A 16,586-nucleotide genomic window follows, 5' to 3' on the forward strand; every position below is an offset into this window, starting at 1 on the left:
TATCGAATTTGTTTTATTTAAAAAGACTTCAAAAATGGAACAATAAATTCAGGCTATTCAGTGTAAATAGCAAGAGAGCTTTTCTTGTCCAGCGCGGCGGGTTGTGAACACAGCGGGACATTCCGGCTGCCATTTATCCCATCACTGGCGCCCGCGTCAGAGGCGCTGATTTTCGTGTCTATTCTGTAGAGAGTATCCGGAATAGCGAGGCCTTCTATCTATGGCCACATCTGCCATCCCCAATATTGTTGGAATCGACATCGCCAATGCGCTGCAACGCATGGACGGTCACGAAGACTTGTTCTGGCGTTTGCTGGCCGGTTTTAACGACATGCTGGTGACTGCGCCAGCCAGCTTGCAATCCTTGCAGGGCGACGAGCTGCAATCCTGGTTGCATCAGCTCAAGGGCAACAGCGGCAATATGTCGGCCGCCAGCCTTCAAGCCATGGCCAGCGACTGCGAGCAAATCCTGAAGCAGGGTGATGCCCTGACGGATGACCACAAGCGCCAGTTGCTGCAAGCGATTGAACAGCTGTCGGCTCATTGCTCAGCGGCGCTGGTCAGTCGCTCGGAAAGTCAGGCCGAATGTGCAGGCGAGCCAACGGGCACGGCCGAGCTGAACCAACAGCTGGCCGAGGTGTTGTCGTTGCTGGAAAGCGACTATGGCGCAGCCATGCAGTGCTTTGAAGCGCTGGTGCCGCAACTGGCGGGCACCGCTGCCGGGACGCTGGCCAACCAAACCCTCGATACCCTGTTCGAATTCGATGCCGAAGCCAGCCAACAGGCTGTGCGCCAACTGATTGATCACCTGGAGGGCGCATGAGCGAGTTACCCCATATCTTGCTGGTCGACGATAACCCCAATGACCTGATGCTGTTGATGAACAAGCTGAAGGACGATTACCGGGTGAATGCTGTTCGCAGTGGTGCCGCGTGCCTGGAAAAGCTGGCCGCTGACGACCTGCCGGACATCGTTATCATGGATATTTCGATGCCGGAAATGGATGGCTATGAAACCTGTCAGCGAATGCGCAGCGAAGAGCGCCTGCGCGCCATTGATGTGATTTTCCTGTCGGCTAACGACACCACGGAAGAAAAGCTGCTGGGGATGGAAGCCGGTGCGGTGGACTACATCACCAAGCCGTTCGACAGCGAAATACTGCGCAGCAAGATTCGTTACTGCATTCAGCAGCAGCACCAGCGTCAGGCTCTGGCGGCGGAAAAGCAGCAAGCCTTTCAAACGGCGATGACGGCGCTCACCAATGCCGGTGAACTGGGCATTGTGCTGGAGTTTATGCGTGCATTAAGCGCTACCGATGATCTTGATGAATTAGGTTCGTTGGTGGTGCAGTGTGTTTCTCGCTTCGGCTGCAGTAGCGTATTCCAGCTGCGTAATGGTGATGAAACTCGTCACTATTCATCCAGCGGTGATGTTTCCGGTCTGGAACGGGAGCTGCTGACTCAACTTAAGGACGGCGGTCGTATTGTCGAGCGTGGTCAGCGTTCCATTTTCAACTTCCGCAACCTGTCGTTGCTGGTGAAAAACATGCCCGACGACGATGACCTGCGCGGCCGTTACCGTGACCATGTGCCGACCTTGCTGGAAGGCACCGTACCCAAGCTGGAGGCGTTGCTGGCCCGCGAGCGCAACAAGATTCTGATCGGTGTGTGCCAGGACGCCCTGCAACGTTTTGAAATTGCCAACCAGAACCATCAGGACAGCTGCCGCAGAATCCTCGATAAAGTGGTCAGCGACCTGCAGGAATCGTTTCTGACCATGGGGCTTGATGATGAGCAGGAGACTCGCCTGCTCGGTCTGGTGGAAACGGGGCTGGATGAAATGATGGATCAGCAGGACGTCGGCGCGTCGATGGAGCACGATCTGAAATCGATTCTTGATGCGGTCAATAAAATCCAATGAGCCACGATACTTCGCATGGCATGTCCGTGCCCGACTGGCTGGTAAAGTACGGCCGCTTGATGCTGTTACTGGGGCTGGTTCCGGTGATGTTGCTTGGCTGGCTGTGGTCTGAATGGCTGGCGGAACGCACCATCAGCAAGCTGCTGGAGAGCAAGGTGGTGCAGCTGGAGGCCGAAGCCTCGATGTTCCGCATCCAGCTCAACGAAGATCTGGAGCACATCGACAGTCTGGCCCATGAAACCTCAGTCATCGACTACCTCGACAAGATCGAATTGGGCTTGCAGCCAGAGCGGGTGGAGTCGTTGGTTACCTTGCTGCAACGCAATCCGGACTACTACCAGATTCGGCTGATTCGATCCGACGGCCAGGAGCTGATCCGGCTGGAACAACCCCTTGAGAGGGAAAGCAATGCCAGCGTTCTGGGGCAGTCCGGGGTGGAGCTGAAAGAGACCCAGAACAAGGCTGGCCGCTATTACATCAATGACCTCAATATGATGTGGGACGGTGGCATATACGTCAGCCCGGTGGACTTTAATATTGAAAACGACGCCGTGGAATTGCCACTGTTACTGACCGTTCGGCTTGGTACACGCCTGCGCAGCAGCTCGGGAGATACCACCGCGTTTGTGGTAGTGAATATTTCGATGCAGCGGGCGCTGAACCTGATTGGCGAGTGGACGCTGCGCGACCCCGGCGTGACCGCCTTCTATTTTTCCTCTGGCATCTGGCTGCACAAACAAAGTGGCGATAGCCCCTGGCAGTACGGTCCTCCGGCTAATTTCCCGGTCGAAGACGACGTTTTGTTTAAAAAGCTGCAGTTAACGGATCATCGGGTCGGCGGCACGGTCGACCGTGCCGAATACTGGGTATGGGGCTCGGTGCTGCCTCCTGAACGTACCAGTTTGGCAGCGGATACGAACGCCATGGGTATATTGGTGCATCGCCTGTCGGATCAGGAAATTGCGGCGGCCAAACGACTGTACCGGTTGTCGGTGTTCGGCTTCTTTACGCTGTTGGGCGTGGTGCTGTTTGTACTGCTGGAGTTCTACAGAGGCTGGGTTCGGGGTCAGCGTAATGCCAGTCTGGCGCGCCAGAAAAGCGAAGAATTCCAGCGTAAATTGCAGCAGTTCAATGACGATGAGCAGCGCTTTCGCAGCGTCTTTAACGCCACCGCGGGCGGCATGATCGTGGTGAACAAATCCGGCATTGTGGTGATGGCCAGTGATCCGGCTTGCCAGATGTTTGGTTACAGCCGCACCGAAATTGAAGGCATGGAGCTGGAGCAACTGGCCCCTTCGGCCATGCACTCCGGGGTGTATGTGGCAACGTCCAGGGACGACGAACCGGAGCCTGCGGCAGCGCTGGCGGATGCCAACCGGGTGTTGGCCGTGCGTAAGGATGGCTCGGTTTTTCACACCGAAGTACTGCTGAATCAGTTCGTTTTGTGGGACGAGCCCCACATCATTGCCCGCATGGACGACGTGACTGCCCGGGTTGAAGCCGAAGAACTGGCGGCCACCTTGCAGCAGGAAAAAATGTATCAGCTCGACCTGGCCCGCCAGCAGGCCATCGACACCGCCCGTTTGAAAAGCGATTTTCTGGCCAACATGAGCCACGAAATTCGTACCCCACTGAACGCCATCATCGGCATGAGCGAGATTCTGGCCCACAGCAAAACCCTGTTTGGCAAGGACCGGGACACCATCGGCAAGATTAATCAGGCTGGCAGCAATCTGCTGACCATCATCAATGACGTACTGGATTACTCCAAGATTGAAGCGGGCAAGCTGACGCTGGAGCAAGCCCCTTTTGCGCTTGATGACGTCATCAGCAAACTGCACAGCATTTTTGATCTGGCGGTTGAGAAAAAAGGGCTGCAACTGAAACTGCACCACACCCTGCAAGCGGAGCTACTGCTGGTGGGCGATCGCGCCCGACTGGAGCAGGTACTGATTAACCTACTGGGTAACGCCATCAAGTTTACCGAGCAAGGTGAAGTTGCATTGGAAATCGAAGCCCAGCTCATACAAGGCGAGCAATGGCAGTTGGCGTTTCGCGTCAGCGACACCGGCATCGGCATGACGGAAGAACAAAGCAAGAACATCTTCAGTGCCTTTAATCAGGCCGATAACTCGGTCACCCGTCGCTTTGGTGGCACCGGACTGGGGCTGTCGATCTCGCGGGAGCTGGTGCAATGCATGGGCGGTGAGCTCGGCGTCACCAGTGCTGAAGGCAAGGGCAGTACCTTCTGGTTTGAGCTGGAGGTCGAGACGCAGCAACGCGCCGCGGGTACGACAGACAGCAACCTTGAACAAACGCTGGATTTATCGGGCAAACACTTGTTGGTGGTGGACGACAACGCCTTCAACCGCGAAGTCGCAGAGGAATTCCTGCGTTTGTGGGGCTGCTCTGTGCATACCTTTGAAGGGGGCCAGGAGGTATTGGCCTACCTGTCGCAAACGCCGCCACCCGAGGTGGATCTGGTGCTGATGGACCTGCAAATGCCAGACATGGACGGCTTCCAGACCACTCGCGAAATTCATCAGCTGGACGCCTGGGCCGAATTGCCGGTTCTGGCCTGCTCCGCCGGGGTGACTCAGTCACAGCGGGAGCAGGCGCAAGAGTCAGGCTTGTGCGGCTTCCTGCCAAAACCCTTTACCCAACAGCAGCTGCGCCAGCAAATGGTCAGCTGTGTACCCGGCATCCAGGTCGAGGCGGAGGCTTCTTCCAAATCGACGGCGGCCAAAGAGGCACCGCTGCTGGACAGTTCGGCTGCTGTGGCCAGCTGGGGCAGCGAGGAACGCCATACCAACTTCCTGGAAAAATTCGCCAGCCGCTTTGGGCCAACACTCGATGTCTGGTTTGCGGAAGAACAATCGGTGATCTTTGAAGGCTTACAAGCCGACCTGCAACGGATTGGTAAAGCCGCCGCTCACGTGCAACTGCTGAGGCTATCCGAGAGCCTTGCGGCACTGGCGACTGCGTTGGAGCAGCGGCCCGAAGTGGATTGCCAGCCAGCCAAAGGCGTATGGTTACAAACCCGCGAAGCGATTCGTAACCAGCTGGGTGGTGATGTGTAATCTGTCGGGTGTCGGGTGTCGGGTGTCGGGTGTCGGGTGTCGGGTGTCGGGTGTCGGGTGTCGGGTGTCGGGTGTCGGGTGTCGGGTGTGTTTGTGGGAGAGAGCTTGCTCTCGATAAGTCGAAGTCATCGGCAGCAAGCTGCCTCCCACATCACTACCTATTCCCCAAAATTGGCGTTGGAATTCTGCGCCCATGTCACTTGTCCAACCGCGTTAATTTGATACGCTGCCGCAGCCAACGGCGCTTCATCTGACGACGTGCAAGGACCACCATGCTGAATATCGATATCACCAGTCTGCCTGCCTGGTGGCAGGATTTGCTGAACCAGAATTACGACTGGTTCTGGGACGTTTCCATTGCCTTGACTCTCACTTTGGTGGTGGGGTTTGTCTGGCGTTTTGCCCGTCGACGCTTGTTGAAGCTGGTCACCCGCACCAATAACCAGTGGGACGATGTGGTGGTGGAAGCTGTGGGTGTGCCGGTTAACTGGATCATTCTGGCGGTGGGTGCCAGCTGGATTGCGGACATCACCGCCCGCAATTTCGATCTGGATATGATGACCAGCATCCCGCTGGCGCGTCAGCTGTCGCTGATTGTACTGGTGGCCTGGGCGATCTGGCGTCTGATCAACCGGGTGGAGCATCGCCAGATCAGCCGCGGGGCCGATCCGACCACCATCGAGCTGGTGGGGAAAATTGCCCGGGTGGTGGTGATTGTTTTGATGGTGCTGCCGATTCTGCAGGCGCTGGGCATTACCATCTCGGGCCTGTTGGCGTTTGGTGGTATGGGCGGTCTGGTGGTCGGCTTGGCAGCTAAGGACTTGCTGGCCAACTTCTTTGGTTCGCTGGTGGTGTACATGGACCGCCCGTTCCGTGTTGGCGACTGGATTCGTTCGCCGGACCGTAATATTGAAGGCACGGTCGAGAGCATCGGCTTCCGGGTAACCTGCATTCGCACCTTCGACAAACGGCCGTTGTACGTACCCAATTCGGTGTTTACCAGCATTGCGGTAGAGAACCCGTCGCGGATGTTGAACCGCCGCATTAACGAAACCATTGGTGTGCGTTACGAAGACAGCCATCGCATGGCGACGGTGCTGAGCCGGGTAGAAGACATGCTGCGCAACCACGATGACATCGACACCAATCAAACCCTGATGGTGAATTTCAATGCCTTTGGGGCATCGAGTCTCGATTTCTTTATTTACTGTTTTACCAAAACCACCGACTGGGCCACTTTCCACAAGGTGAAGCAGGACGTGATGTTGCAGATCATCAACATCATTCACGATGAAGGGGCTGACTGTGCCTTCCCGACTCGTACGCTGCATCTGGAGAGTATGCCGGAAAACCTGCAACGCTCGATGCAGGCTCCGGCCTCCAATCCGTCGTCCGCACCAGTGCCAGAACCGGCTCAGACGACTGCGCGATAGCAATCACAGCAGCGCGTAACCGCGCTGAAACACGCCAGACACCGCTGCAGCCAATGGCTCGCAGCGGCTGGTTTTTACTTCCTGATTGGCCGCTCTGGCCAGCCCACACTTCTGCTACTGCTGTTATCGGCAGATGATTCTGCAACCGAAACCGGCGTACACTGGTCACAGCCAGTGTCCATTCGTCACGGAGGTTTCATGCCTGAGTCATCGTCCATTCCCTTGTCATCCCATTGCTGGAATACCCGTCTGAATCTGCTGGGTGAGCAGCTGCGGCAACAGCAGGACTTTCTGGTGATTCAGGATCTCGACGGCGTCTGCATGGGGCTGGTGAATGATCCTCTCAGCCGTACCATTGCGCCGGACTACGTACGGGCGGTGCAAAAGCTGGACGGCCGCTTCTACGTGCTGACCAATGGCGAACACGTGGGAAAGCGTGGCGTAAACCCTATTATTGATCGCACCTGTGGCCGTGATTTGGCCAAACACGAAGGCTTGTACCTGCCCGGGCTGGCGGCCGGTGGGGTGCAGTGGCAAAGCCGGTTTGGCAAGGTCAGCCATCCTGGGGTTGAATCACAAGAGCTGGCGTTCCTGCTTCAGGTGCCGGTGAAGGCGCGCTATTTCCTGATCAACCTGCTGGGCAATCCGCCATACAGCCTGGCCAAGGAAAACATTCAGTTGTTGGCCGAAACCGTGGTGCTGGATAACCGGGTGTCGCCCACCATTAACGCCAACCTGCTGTGCGCAGTGTTGGGCAGTGTCTCGGCGGTGAGCCAGTTGCAGGCCGATATTCAGCGCTTTATGAACCAGCTGCTTCAGGAAGCCCGTGATCAGGGCATGGAGGATTCCTTCTTCGTGCACTACGCCCCCAACCTGGGACGTGATCCGTCAACCGGGGTAGAGCGCATCAAGCCCGCCAGTGGCAATCATTGGGGCACCACCGATTTTCAGTTCATGCTGCGAGGTGCGGTCAAGGAAGCTGGGGTGATGGCCTTACTGAACGACTATTACTTCCGCAAGACCGGCGACTACCCGCTGGGTGAGGATTTCAGCGCCCGCAACGCGCCAGCCTCCCACGATGATCTGGTGACCCTCGCCAGAGCCCGCTTCGATCCCGACTTGATGCCCAGAATCATCGGCGTTGGCGACACCATTACCTCATCGACCATTGAAACCGAAGGCGTTGAGCAAACCCTCCGCGGGGGCAGCGACCGCGGCTTTCTGACGCTGGTGCAAGACCTCGGGCTGGCGTTTGAATCCGACAACGTAGTGCTGCTGGTGGACAGCAGCGGTGGTGAAGTGATGCGGCCCTCTGTGGATGCCGCCAGCCTGCAACAATACGGCCCGCAGGACAGCAACTTCTGGCAGGGGGTCTCCGGCCTGTCCGACCAGCATGACCCTTTGCGGGTGAACTGGGTAGCCGCCGACGGTTACCGCCAGTACACCCAGTTCTTCAATCATTATCTTGGGACCCGCTGAGTAAGCTCTCTACAGCTCAGCTATAACCTCTCAACAATGGTTGTATTCGCTGACATTTCGCCACCAATTTGTCACACAGAATGGCGGAACTGTCGGCGTATGATGGTTGCCGAAGCGATGTGCTGTGGCGATGCCCGTGACTCAGTGGCAGCCACCGTGCAATGCTGATGTTCGGTTACAGCCCGATGGAATCGGCTGATCAGGCAAATCTATCATGGTGTTTGAAAACATCAATTTTCGCTATTGCTTGATCGGGTGCACTATAGATTCTGTTTCCTAACCCATGATCCAAACGATTTGGAGAACGACAATGATCAACACTGAAATCAAGCCATTTGCAGCTACCGCTTTCAAAAACGGTGAATTCGTAGACATCACCGAAGCCGACGTTAAAGGCAAGTGGGCCGTATTCTTCTTCTACCCAGCCGACTTCACTTTCGTTTGCCCTACCGAACTGGAAGACCTGGCAGACAAGTACGAAGAACTGCAGAAAATGGGCGTAGAAGTATTCTCTGTATCTACTGATACCCACTTCTGTCACAAAGCATGGCACGACACTTCCGAAGCCATCGGCAAGATCAACTACTACATGGTTGGCGACCAGACTGGCACCATCACCAACAACTTCGGTGTAATGCGTGAAGGCGTTGGCCTGGCAGATCGTGCTACCTTCCTGGTCGATCCAGAAGGTGTTATCCAGGCGATGGAAATCACTGCTGAAGGCATCGGCCGTGACGCAGAAGACCTGCTGCGCAAAGTTAAAGCCGCTCAGTACGTTGCTTCTCACCCAGGTGAAGTTTGCCCAGCCAAGTGGAAAGAAGGTGAAGCGACTCTGGCTCCTTCTCTGGATCTGGTTGGCAAAATCTAATCTGACTTCGTCTATGGGCGAGCTGCGGTGTTACGGTCTTCATTCGGCCTTTCGCCTACCGAACCGGTATGTTTCGGGGTCTCATTCAGTCGCGCCTTGCAGCTCATCCCATAGCCTGTGTCAGACTGGCTGCCTCGCCAACGCTTCGGTGTTGGATGAATAGGTAGTGTGGGCCACGCCCACAAACCAGCGGTGCCAACGCTTTTGGTTTGGCACCAGCTTGAAGGCGGATCTATTGGGTCCGCCTGCTTCTTATCCAGCCTCCAGGCTGTTGTTATCAGAAGCAAACAACCGATTTTTATGGTTCTGCCCCGATGTTATTCACCGTCACTCCGAATGCATCGGTGGCGGGGCCGCCCAAACAGGTTGCGGTTTCCAGACAGGTGTCGGAAATGCAACCAGGCAGCTTCAGGGGGCTCCGAAATCCCTGCAGTCAATACAACAGCTGTATCTTCGGATATGGCTGTTTTTGTTTGTGGCAAGCGCCAGTGGCGGTGCTCCGTAGGTCAGAGCAAGGCCAGTAAAGCGCAGATATCACGATGGTTAGCGGACATTTTTATAGCTTTCTTCTATTAGATGTTTTTAGTTGATAGCTATCAAGGCCTTAGGAAAGATTGATTTATATAATCAGAAAGGCGGCGCTAATATATTTACATCATCTGAACAAAAGCGCTTGTCACTGCCAGCGATGGCGATACGAGTGAAACTAACGAATTTGGGAGTTCATCATGCTTGATACAGCAATGAAGCAACAATTGGGCACTTACCTGCAGAACATCCAGCGTCCGATTGAAGTGACTGTTTTCACCAAAGAAGGTAATGACAAATCCGCCGAGCTGGAAAGCCTGGGTAACGACATTGCCGGTTTGTCTGCCAAGGTGTCCCTGAAGATCGTTTCTGGCGACAGCGGTCGTACTCCACGTATGACGGTTGGCCCGGAAGGCGAAGCCGCCCGTGTTACCTTCGCTGGCGTACCAATGGGCCATGAGTTCACCTCGCTGGTGCTGGCACTGCTGCAAGCCGGTGGTCACCCAAGCAAGGCAGCCCCAGAGCTGCTGGAGCAAGTGAAAGGCCTGACCAAGGCGCTGAACTTCGAAGTTTACGTATCGCTGTCCTGTCACAACTGTCCGGACGTGGTTCAGGCCATCAACCTGATGGCGGTACTGAACCCGAATGTTCAGGCCACCATGATTGACGGCGGTGTGTTCCCGAAAGAAGTGGAAGAAGTCGGCATCATGGCAGTACCAACGCTGATGCTGAATGGCGAACCATTCGGTAACGGTCGCATGACCCTGGAAGAGATCGTCAACAAGGTTGACGACGACGCTGAGGCCAAAAAAGCGGCTGAAATTTCTGCCAAGGAACAGTTCGACGTTCTGGTTGTCGGTGGTGGTCCTGCCGGTGCTTCTGCGGCGATTTACACTGCCCGTAAAGGTATTCGTACCGGTATCGTTGCCGAACGCTTTGGTGGTCAGGTGATGGATACACTGGCAATTGAGAACTTCATCTCTGTCAAAGCTACCGATGGTCCAAAGCTGGTGGCTGGCCTGGAAGAACACGTAAAAGATTACGACATCGACGTGATGACCAATCAGCGTGCCAAAGAGATTCGTGAGATCGAAGTCGATGGCAAGAAGCTGAAGGAAGTCGAGTTGGAAAACGGTGCGGTACTGACCACCAAGGCTGTAATTCTGGCCACCGGTGCACGTTGGAGAGAAATGAACGTTCCGGGTGAAGACCAGTACAAGACCAAGGGTGTTGCTTTCTGCCCACACTGCGACGGCCCGCTGTTCAAAGGCAAGCCAACCGCGGTCATTGGTGGTGGTAACTCCGGTATTGAAGCGGCCATCGACCTGGCTGGTATCGTCGAACACGTGACCGTACTGGAATTCGGCGACACCCTGCGTGCCGATGCCGTGTTGGTGAAGAAAGCAGAATCCCTGCCTAACGTCACCATCATCAAGAACGCCATGACCACTGAAGTGGTTGGTGATGGCAGCAAGGCGACGGGTCTGAAGTACAAGGATCGCCTGACTGGCGAAATGCACGACCTCGACGTTGCTGGCATCTTCGTTCAGATCGGTCTGGTACCGAACAGCGAATTCCTGCAGAACACGCTGGAACTGACCAACCGTGGTGAGATTGTGATCGACTCCAAAGGCCAGACCAGTATGGACGGCGTATTTGCTGCCGGTGACGTGACCACCGTACCGTTCAAGCAGATCATCATCTCGATGGGTGCTGGTGCGACCGCTGCACTGGGTGCGTTCGATTACCTGATTCGTAACTGATTCAGGCTCCTGATTCGGCTTGCCAACAGAACGAACAGGCAAGCCAACAAAGTGACTGCCGAAGACTTCCATCCTTCGGCAGTGGCTGGCTACTGCGGTAGCCAAAGGCCGGATGTTTCCGCCTTATCCCTTTAAACCGCTGCCCCCACAGCGGTTTTTTTATGCTCACCCAGACCCGTTCGAACGGCACTCAACACCTCCTGCTGCAACGCCTCATCGGCCAATGCCCGGGCAATGGCCACACCACCAATCATCATCACCATGTTTCGCAATATCTGATCACGCTCGGCCTGGCTGACAGCGGCCAATTCCTCTGCCATGCCACTGAACAAGCGCGTATAGGTTTCTCGTATGGCGTCATCCTGCTGTGCCACATCGGTAACCAGAAACGCCAGCGGACAGCCACTGTCGGTGGTATTCAGGTGCATATCGGACAAGTAACCGCGAATCAGCTGGCCGACGTTGATTCTGGATTGAGGGTTGCTGGGCTGCGGGTTGTTGGGGGATGTGTCGTCGGCAGCAAGCGGGCATTCCAGTGCCATTTGAAAACGGCTGCGGGCGGCGTGCTTCATGGCTTCGCAGTAAAGATCGGACTTCGACTTGAAGTGACTGTAAAACGCCCCTCGTGTCATACCGGCTTCGGCCATCACCTGATCGATGTTTACACCATCAAACCCCTGCTGCGTAAACAGCCGCGCTGCGGCGCTGATGATTCTGCTGCGACTTTGCTGTTTGTGATCCTTGCTCCAGGCCATGACCCTGCTTACTCTTGAAATATGTTGTTGAACATATTGTGGTGGCATCTAAAGTGCGTCAAGTCCCTCACGTTATCCACAAGGAGCCTTTATGACCGATTCACTGAAACTCTACGGAGCCCCGTTCAGCCCATACGTTCGAGCCGTGCGTTTATACGCTGCCGAATTGGGCATTGAGCTTGAAAGCAGCATGGCGCCGTTTGGTGAAAAAATTGAATTCAAATCGCCACAGCATCTGGCGTTGAATCCATTTGGGCTGATGCCTGTGCTGATTGACGGCGACTTCAGCTTGTTTGAAAGCGCGTCCATCTGCCGTTACCTGGATGCTGTTGCCAGCAAAGAGGCTACAGAGCAAAAACAGCAAGCCCTGATTGACCAGTGGGCCGGGGCGGTTTCGTTTCATGCGGGCCAGAGTTTAATGAACGGTTTACTGCTGGAGCTGGCTTTTCCTAAAGGAGAGAACGGCAAACCACGATTGGATGTGGTAGTGGAAAACCTGCCCAAGGCACGGGCATTTCTGGCCATTATTGAACAGCAGCTACAAGCTCAGCAGGGCAAGGAACAAGGTGGCCTGGCGACAGCCAACTACAGCTACGCCGACAGCATCCTGACCCCATTCATTGATTACGCCGCCTCAGTACCGGACCTCGATGGCAACGGCAAACTGGTCAGCGACGATTCGGCCACAGGCCAATGGCTGCACGCCATGTGCCAGCGGCCATCGGCTTGGGTGCTGGCGCAGAAGTGATAGATAAGTGATAGCAGCCGAAGCGCTATGGTTGCTTCGCCCGCCTGCTCAACCACACATCCAGCCCCTGGGCGTTTAATTCAATGTCCTGCGCCAGCCAGTGGCTGGCTTGTGCGGGGCTGACGTGTGGAAAGTACCGCTGCACTTGCTCCAGCAGCCAGGTTTTCAGGCCTGCGGCAATCTTGTCTTTGCGGCCTGTGGTGGTGTGTTCAAAGGCGTTGCTGATGGCGACGAAGGCGTGAATTGAATCACGCAGCTGGCGCAGGTTATCCGGGCTGGGTTGAATCTGGCCGTAATGCGTCAGGTAAACGAAGTCGGCCTCGAGTGATGCCAGTGTGTCGATGCTTTGCAGCAAGGCTTCCGGGTTGAACTGTACCGGGGTGGTGGAGGCAAACAGCAGGTTGCGGCCATCGGGGGTGTCGAACACTGGATAGGAAATGCCAAAGGTGTCGCCGCTGAAAATGCTGTTGCTGGCGCTGTCGTGTACGCAAAAGTGGTGGTTGGCGTGGCCGGGGGTATCAATAAAAGTGATGGTTCGGCCATGAAAGTCGATGCGGAACTGGTCGGGGGCTTCAATGATGCGTTGTGGGTCGACGGGGATCAGGCTGCCATAAAGCGCCTCGTATTTATCGTCGCCATACACCGCCCGGGTGCCGGCTTCCAGTTTGGTCGGGTCGACCATGTGGACACGCCCGCGAGGGTGGATCACCAGTCGGGCGTTGGGGCAGTGGGCCATCAAATGACCTGCACCGGCGGCATGGTCCAGATGCACGTGGGTTGGGATCACATAGTCGACCTTCTCCGGGCTGAGTCCCAGCACCTGAATCTGGTCGAGCAGGTGCGGCACGCTGTGAACGGTACCGGTTTCAACAATGGCCAGCCGGTCGCCCTGTTCTATCAGATAGACACACGCCGCGCCCTCGGTCACATAGTCGGCATCCAGCTGCCAGACCCCGTGTGGGTGGTTGTGTGGGCAAGGGTATTTGCCGGTTTCCGGTGTGCTGCGAGTGCTCATGGCTGGGAGTCCTTTCCTGGCGCAATTGGTCTTTTCTGAGTCATGTGGTCCAGTAGACCGCGTTAGCAAAGGGGCCTCAATCCGACTAAAGAGGAACACCAAGAGCCGGGCGTTATTTCATTTGTGCGGCGGTCTGCTTTTGCAGCAGCTCGCGCATGCTGCGAATAAAGGGTTCTCGGCTACGGCCACGTCGGTACAACATGGAAAACTCCGCCTGATAGCCAAATTCACTCGGCAGCAAGCAGCGCAGCTGGTTGGAGTGAGCCCATTGACTAACGTAGTGCTCGGGTAAATAGCCTATGTATTGCCCGGACAGAATCAGCATCAGTTGTGCTTCCATGCTTTCGACGGTGGCGGTGCTGTACAGAAAGCCACGTTTCTTCAGATCGGCGGCGTTCCAGTAGCTGCGGGTCACAATGCCTGCGTTCATGATGTCTTCGCGCTGAATGTGCGATTGCTGGTACAGCGGGTGTTGGCTGCTGCAAAACAGCCAGTGCTGTTCGCGGTACAAGGGGTCGGTAATGACGTTATTGACCGTGGTTGGGTAGTTGCCAATGGCAAAATCCAGCTGATTGTTCAGAATGGCATGAACTTGTTCGTAGGGGCTGCGAATTTGCAAATTCAAATGCACCGCGGGGAATTGCTGCCGGAATTGGCCAATCACAGAGGGCATCGACAAGGCCGGTTCCGAGCTGGTGGCATCCAGAATCGCCATGCGAAAAGTACCGCCCATATCGTCTTTTAGCGCCTCGGTCTGGCGCTCCAGTTCCTCCAGTTCATCAAGGGTTCGGCGTGTTTGTTGCAGAAACTGCTGGCCTTTCTCGGTTAACGCAAAACCCCCACGGCCACGTTGGCATAGCACGAAGCCAGTGCGACTTTCGAGTTCGCTGATGTAATTGCTGATGGCGGAGGTCGTCAGGTTCAGTTCCTGTTGGGCGCCGGAATAGCTCTGATGCCGAACCACCGCCGAAAAAACCTGTAAGTGCCTGATATTAAATCCTTTTTCCAAAATCAAATGCCTCTCGTCTGGAAAGTTTAAGTTCAGCAATTCATGAACTGATTATCACGCTTCTGATATTTAACCCGCAAGGGTGCTCTTTCAGGATGAGCACATGATTCAGCAGCGGCCCGATGCCTGGGCGCTGATCGTGTTGATATGAGGTTTGTAACGATGGAAAAAGTACTGCACCAGCCCCAGGGCGGAAATGAGATGCCACGCTTTGGCGGTCGCGGCACCATGTTGCGTTTGCCCTTTGTGGAAGACCTGAGCGGGCTGGATGTGGGGTTTGTGGGCATACCACTGGATGTGGGCACGTCACAGCGTCCGGGCACCCGTTATGGCCCGCGCGGCATTCGCAATGAATCCGTGATGATTCGTCCATACAACATGGCCACTGGAGCCGCGCCGTTTGATTCGTTGTCGGTGGCGGATATCGGTGATGTCGCCATCAATACCTACAGCTTGCTGAAATCGGTCGAGCTGATCGAAGAACACTACACCCGCTTCAACGACTACAACCTGATTCCGCTCACCATGGGCGGTGACCACACCGTCACGCTGCCGATTTTGCGGGCGCTGACCAAGAAACACGGCCCGGTTGGACTGATTCATATCGATGCCCACACCGACACCAACGACAACATGTTCGGCGAGAAAATCGCCCACGGCACTACTTTTCGCCGGGCGGTGGAAGAAGGGCTGCTGGACTGCAACCGGGTGGTGCAGATCGGCCAGAGGGCTCAGGGCTACACCGCCGAGGACTTTCGCTGGGGTGAGGATCAGGGCTTCAAACTGATCACCGCCGAGCAGTGCTGGCACAAGTCGCTGGAGCCCTTGATGGCACAGGTGCGCGAAATCATGGGTGATGGTCCTGTCTATCTGTCGTTCGATATCGACGGCATCGACCCGGCCTGGGCGCCGGGCACCGGTACCCCGGAAGTGGGTGGTCTGACGTCTATTCAGGGGTTGGAGATCGTTCGCGGTTGCAAAGGCCTGAACCTGATTGGCGGTGATCTGGTGGAAGTGTCTCCCCCTTACGACGTCAGCGGCAACACCTCTCAGCTAGGGGCCAATTTGCTGTACGAAATGCTCTGTGTGCTTCCCGGTGTGAGCTATCGCTAACGGCTGTCAGTCAGGAGGCACATTCAAATGCAACTGGATATACACCGCACCCTGTGGGGCGTAACGGATGACTGGCCACAAGTGGTTTATGAACTGCGCGCTGCTGGCTGTGTGGGCATTGAAGCCCGGGTGCCATTGCAAGCAACTGCACGACGTCAGCTACAGCAGCGACTGCACAGTGACGACTTGAGCTACATCGCCATTTTGTTCAGCGGTGGCGACGTGATTCCAGATCAGTCCGAAGGCCCGCAACAGCATCTGGATCGACTGCACGACATGCTACCGAAAGCGGCCGAATTAAGCCCAGAGCTGGTGAACATTCTGCCCGGTAATGACCGTTGGTCGCTTTCGATGCAAGTGGATTTCTTTGGCGCAGCGCTGGAGTTGTCCCGGCAGTCGGGTTTGCGTTGCGTGTTCGAGACGCACAGGGGCACCTCGTTGTATTCCCCCTGGGTCACGCTGGAACTGCTGCAGCAATTACCCGAGCTGCGCTTTACCGCAGACATCAGTCATTGGGTGCTGGTAGCCGAGCGGCTGCTGGATCACCCCTTGGACTGGCAGGCGATGCAGCCATTTATAGAACGGGTTGACCACATTCAGGCCCGGGCAGGTTATCCACAGGGGCCGCAGCTGCCTCATCCGGCAGCACCGGAATACGCCAACGAGCTGGCCTTCTTTGAAGCCTTCTGGCAGCGCGTCTGGGCCAGCCAACAGGCCCGCGGGTTCAGCAAAACCACCCTGACACCGGAATTTGGCCGTGATGGCTATTTGCACCACTTGCCGTTTACCAATGTGCCGGTGGCCGATCTTTGGCAGCTCAATGCCTGGATGGCCAAACGTCAGCGCCAGCAATTCGATCAATGGAGATAATGAGC

The 16,586-nt window shown here is 55.9% G+C and carries 13 protein-coding genes; 10 read left to right on the forward strand and 3 right to left on the reverse strand.

Features of this window, described 5'->3' with window-relative positions:
• Positions 1 to 220 precede the first annotated feature (220 nt).
• The 7 genes from ACXADJ_RS17225 to ahpF all read left to right on the forward strand — a co-directional run bounded on the left by ACXADJ_RS17225 (position 221) and on the right by ahpF (position 11,071).
• Positions 221 to 823 (forward strand): Hpt domain-containing protein, encoded by a 603-nt coding sequence (locus ACXADJ_RS17225; RefSeq protein WP_475068397.1) that lies wholly within the window; start codon positions 221 to 223, stop codon positions 821 to 823.
• Entirely contained in the window at positions 820 to 1,920 is a 1,101-nt protein-coding gene (locus ACXADJ_RS17230; protein ID WP_475068399.1) for a response regulator, read from the forward strand. Before ACXADJ_RS17225 ends, ACXADJ_RS17230 begins: the two co-directional genes overlap by 4 nt.
• A complete protein-coding gene (locus ACXADJ_RS17235) occupies positions 1,917 to 5,000 on the forward strand; it encodes an ATP-binding protein (RefSeq protein WP_475068401.1) in 3,084 nt (1,027 codons plus the stop codon). The genes ACXADJ_RS17230 and ACXADJ_RS17235 overlap by 4 nt, the downstream gene beginning before the upstream one ends.
• A gap of 272 nt (positions 5,001 to 5,272) precedes the next feature.
• On the forward strand, positions 5,273 to 6,433 hold the full coding sequence (locus ACXADJ_RS17240; protein ID WP_475068405.1) for a mechanosensitive ion channel family protein: 1,161 nt from the start codon (positions 5,273 to 5,275) through the stop codon (positions 6,431 to 6,433).
• 198 nt (positions 6,434 to 6,631) lie between these two features.
• Complete coding sequence (gene stpA / locus ACXADJ_RS17245) at positions 6,632 to 7,912, forward strand: glucosylglycerol 3-phosphatase (protein ID WP_475068407.1); 1,281 nt, start codon at positions 6,632 to 6,634, stop codon at positions 7,910 to 7,912.
• 310 nt (positions 7,913 to 8,222) lie between these two features.
• Positions 8,223 to 8,780: an alkyl hydroperoxide reductase subunit C gene (gene ahpC, locus ACXADJ_RS17250; protein WP_475068409.1), complete on the forward strand. Its 558-nt coding sequence runs from the start codon at positions 8,223 to 8,225 to the stop codon at positions 8,778 to 8,780.
• Positions 8,781 to 9,508: 728 nt separating this feature from the next.
• A complete protein-coding gene (gene ahpF, locus ACXADJ_RS17255; protein WP_475068411.1) occupies positions 9,509 to 11,071 on the forward strand; it encodes an alkyl hydroperoxide reductase subunit F in 1,563 nt (520 codons plus the stop codon).
• 131 nt (positions 11,072 to 11,202) lie between these two features.
• On the opposite strand, the gene ACXADJ_RS17260 is transcribed toward ahpF, so the two are convergent.
• Positions 11,203 to 11,826 (reverse strand): TetR/AcrR family transcriptional regulator, encoded by a 624-nt coding sequence (locus ACXADJ_RS17260; RefSeq protein WP_475068413.1) that lies wholly within the window; start codon positions 11,824 to 11,826, stop codon positions 11,203 to 11,205.
• A gap of 91 nt (positions 11,827 to 11,917) precedes the next feature.
• Here ACXADJ_RS17260 and ACXADJ_RS17265 point away from each other — a divergent pair, with 91 nt between their 5' ends.
• The gene (locus ACXADJ_RS17265) at positions 11,918 to 12,574 is read left to right on the forward strand and encodes a glutathione S-transferase family protein (RefSeq protein WP_475068415.1); all 657 of its coding nucleotides are present in this window, start codon (positions 11,918 to 11,920) and stop codon (positions 12,572 to 12,574) included.
• A 25-nt stretch (positions 12,575 to 12,599) separates the two neighbouring features.
• Here the strand turns inward: ACXADJ_RS17265 and ACXADJ_RS17270 are convergent, their stop codons facing one another.
• Both ACXADJ_RS17270 and ACXADJ_RS17275 read right to left on the reverse strand, forming a co-directional pair.
• Complete coding sequence (locus ACXADJ_RS17270; RefSeq protein WP_475068417.1) at positions 12,600 to 13,589, reverse strand: MBL fold metallo-hydrolase; 990 nt, start codon at positions 13,587 to 13,589, stop codon at positions 12,600 to 12,602.
• A 112-nt stretch (positions 13,590 to 13,701) separates the two neighbouring features.
• Positions 13,702 to 14,637 carry a LysR family transcriptional regulator gene (locus ACXADJ_RS17275; protein ID WP_475068418.1) on the reverse strand — a complete coding sequence of 312 codons (936 nt, stop codon included), beginning with the start codon at positions 14,635 to 14,637 and terminating at the stop codon, positions 13,702 to 13,704.
• A gap of 123 nt (positions 14,638 to 14,760) precedes the next feature.
• On the opposite strand from ACXADJ_RS17275, the gene speB reads away from it, so the two are divergent.
• Together speB and ACXADJ_RS17285 are read left to right on the forward strand one after the other, a co-directional pair.
• On the forward strand, positions 14,761 to 15,711 hold the full coding sequence (speB, locus tag ACXADJ_RS17280) for an agmatinase (protein WP_475068422.1): 951 nt from the start codon (positions 14,761 to 14,763) through the stop codon (positions 15,709 to 15,711).
• A gap of 27 nt (positions 15,712 to 15,738) precedes the next feature.
• Positions 15,739 to 16,581 (forward strand): sugar phosphate isomerase/epimerase family protein, encoded by an 843-nt coding sequence (locus ACXADJ_RS17285; protein ID WP_475068424.1) that lies wholly within the window; start codon positions 15,739 to 15,741, stop codon positions 16,579 to 16,581.
• Positions 16,582 to 16,586: the final 5 nt, after the last annotated feature.

It is taken from the genome of Oceanobacter sp. ABM4_470 (genome assembly GCF_056158645.1).

Bases quoted from the DNA above. Each gene is read 5' to 3' on its own strand.
- ACXADJ_RS17235 (WP_475068401.1), top strand. From the start codon at position 1,917: ATGAGCCACGATACTTCGCATGGCATGTCCGTGCCCGACTGGCTGGTA.
- ahpF (WP_475068411.1), top strand. From the start codon at position 9,509: ATGCTTGATACAGCAATGAAGCAACAATTGGGCACTTACCTGCAGAAC.
- ACXADJ_RS17240 (WP_475068405.1), top strand. From the start codon at position 5,273: ATGCTGAATATCGATATCACCAGTCTGCCTGCCTGGTGGCAGGATTTG.
- ACXADJ_RS17285 (WP_475068424.1), top strand. From the start codon at position 15,739: ATGCAACTGGATATACACCGCACCCTGTGGGGCGTAACGGATGACTGG.
- ACXADJ_RS17225 (WP_475068397.1), top strand. From the start codon at position 221: ATGGCCACATCTGCCATCCCCAATATTGTTGGAATCGACATCGCCAAT.
- stpA (WP_475068407.1), top strand. From the start codon at position 6,632: ATGCCTGAGTCATCGTCCATTCCCTTGTCATCCCATTGCTGGAATACC.
- ACXADJ_RS17265 (WP_475068415.1), top strand. From the start codon at position 11,918: ATGACCGATTCACTGAAACTCTACGGAGCCCCGTTCAGCCCATACGTT.
- ACXADJ_RS17260 (WP_475068413.1), bottom strand. From the start codon at position 11,826: ATGGCCTGGAGCAAGGATCACAAACAGCAAAGTCGCAGCAGAATCATC.
- ACXADJ_RS17270 (WP_475068417.1), bottom strand. From the start codon at position 13,589: ATGAGCACTCGCAGCACACCGGAAACCGGCAAATACCCTTGCCCACAC.
- ACXADJ_RS17230 (WP_475068399.1), top strand. From the start codon at position 820: ATGAGCGAGTTACCCCATATCTTGCTGGTCGACGATAACCCCAATGAC.
- speB (WP_475068422.1), top strand. From the start codon at position 14,761: ATGGAAAAAGTACTGCACCAGCCCCAGGGCGGAAATGAGATGCCACGC.
- ahpC (WP_475068409.1), top strand. From the start codon at position 8,223: ATGATCAACACTGAAATCAAGCCATTTGCAGCTACCGCTTTCAAAAAC.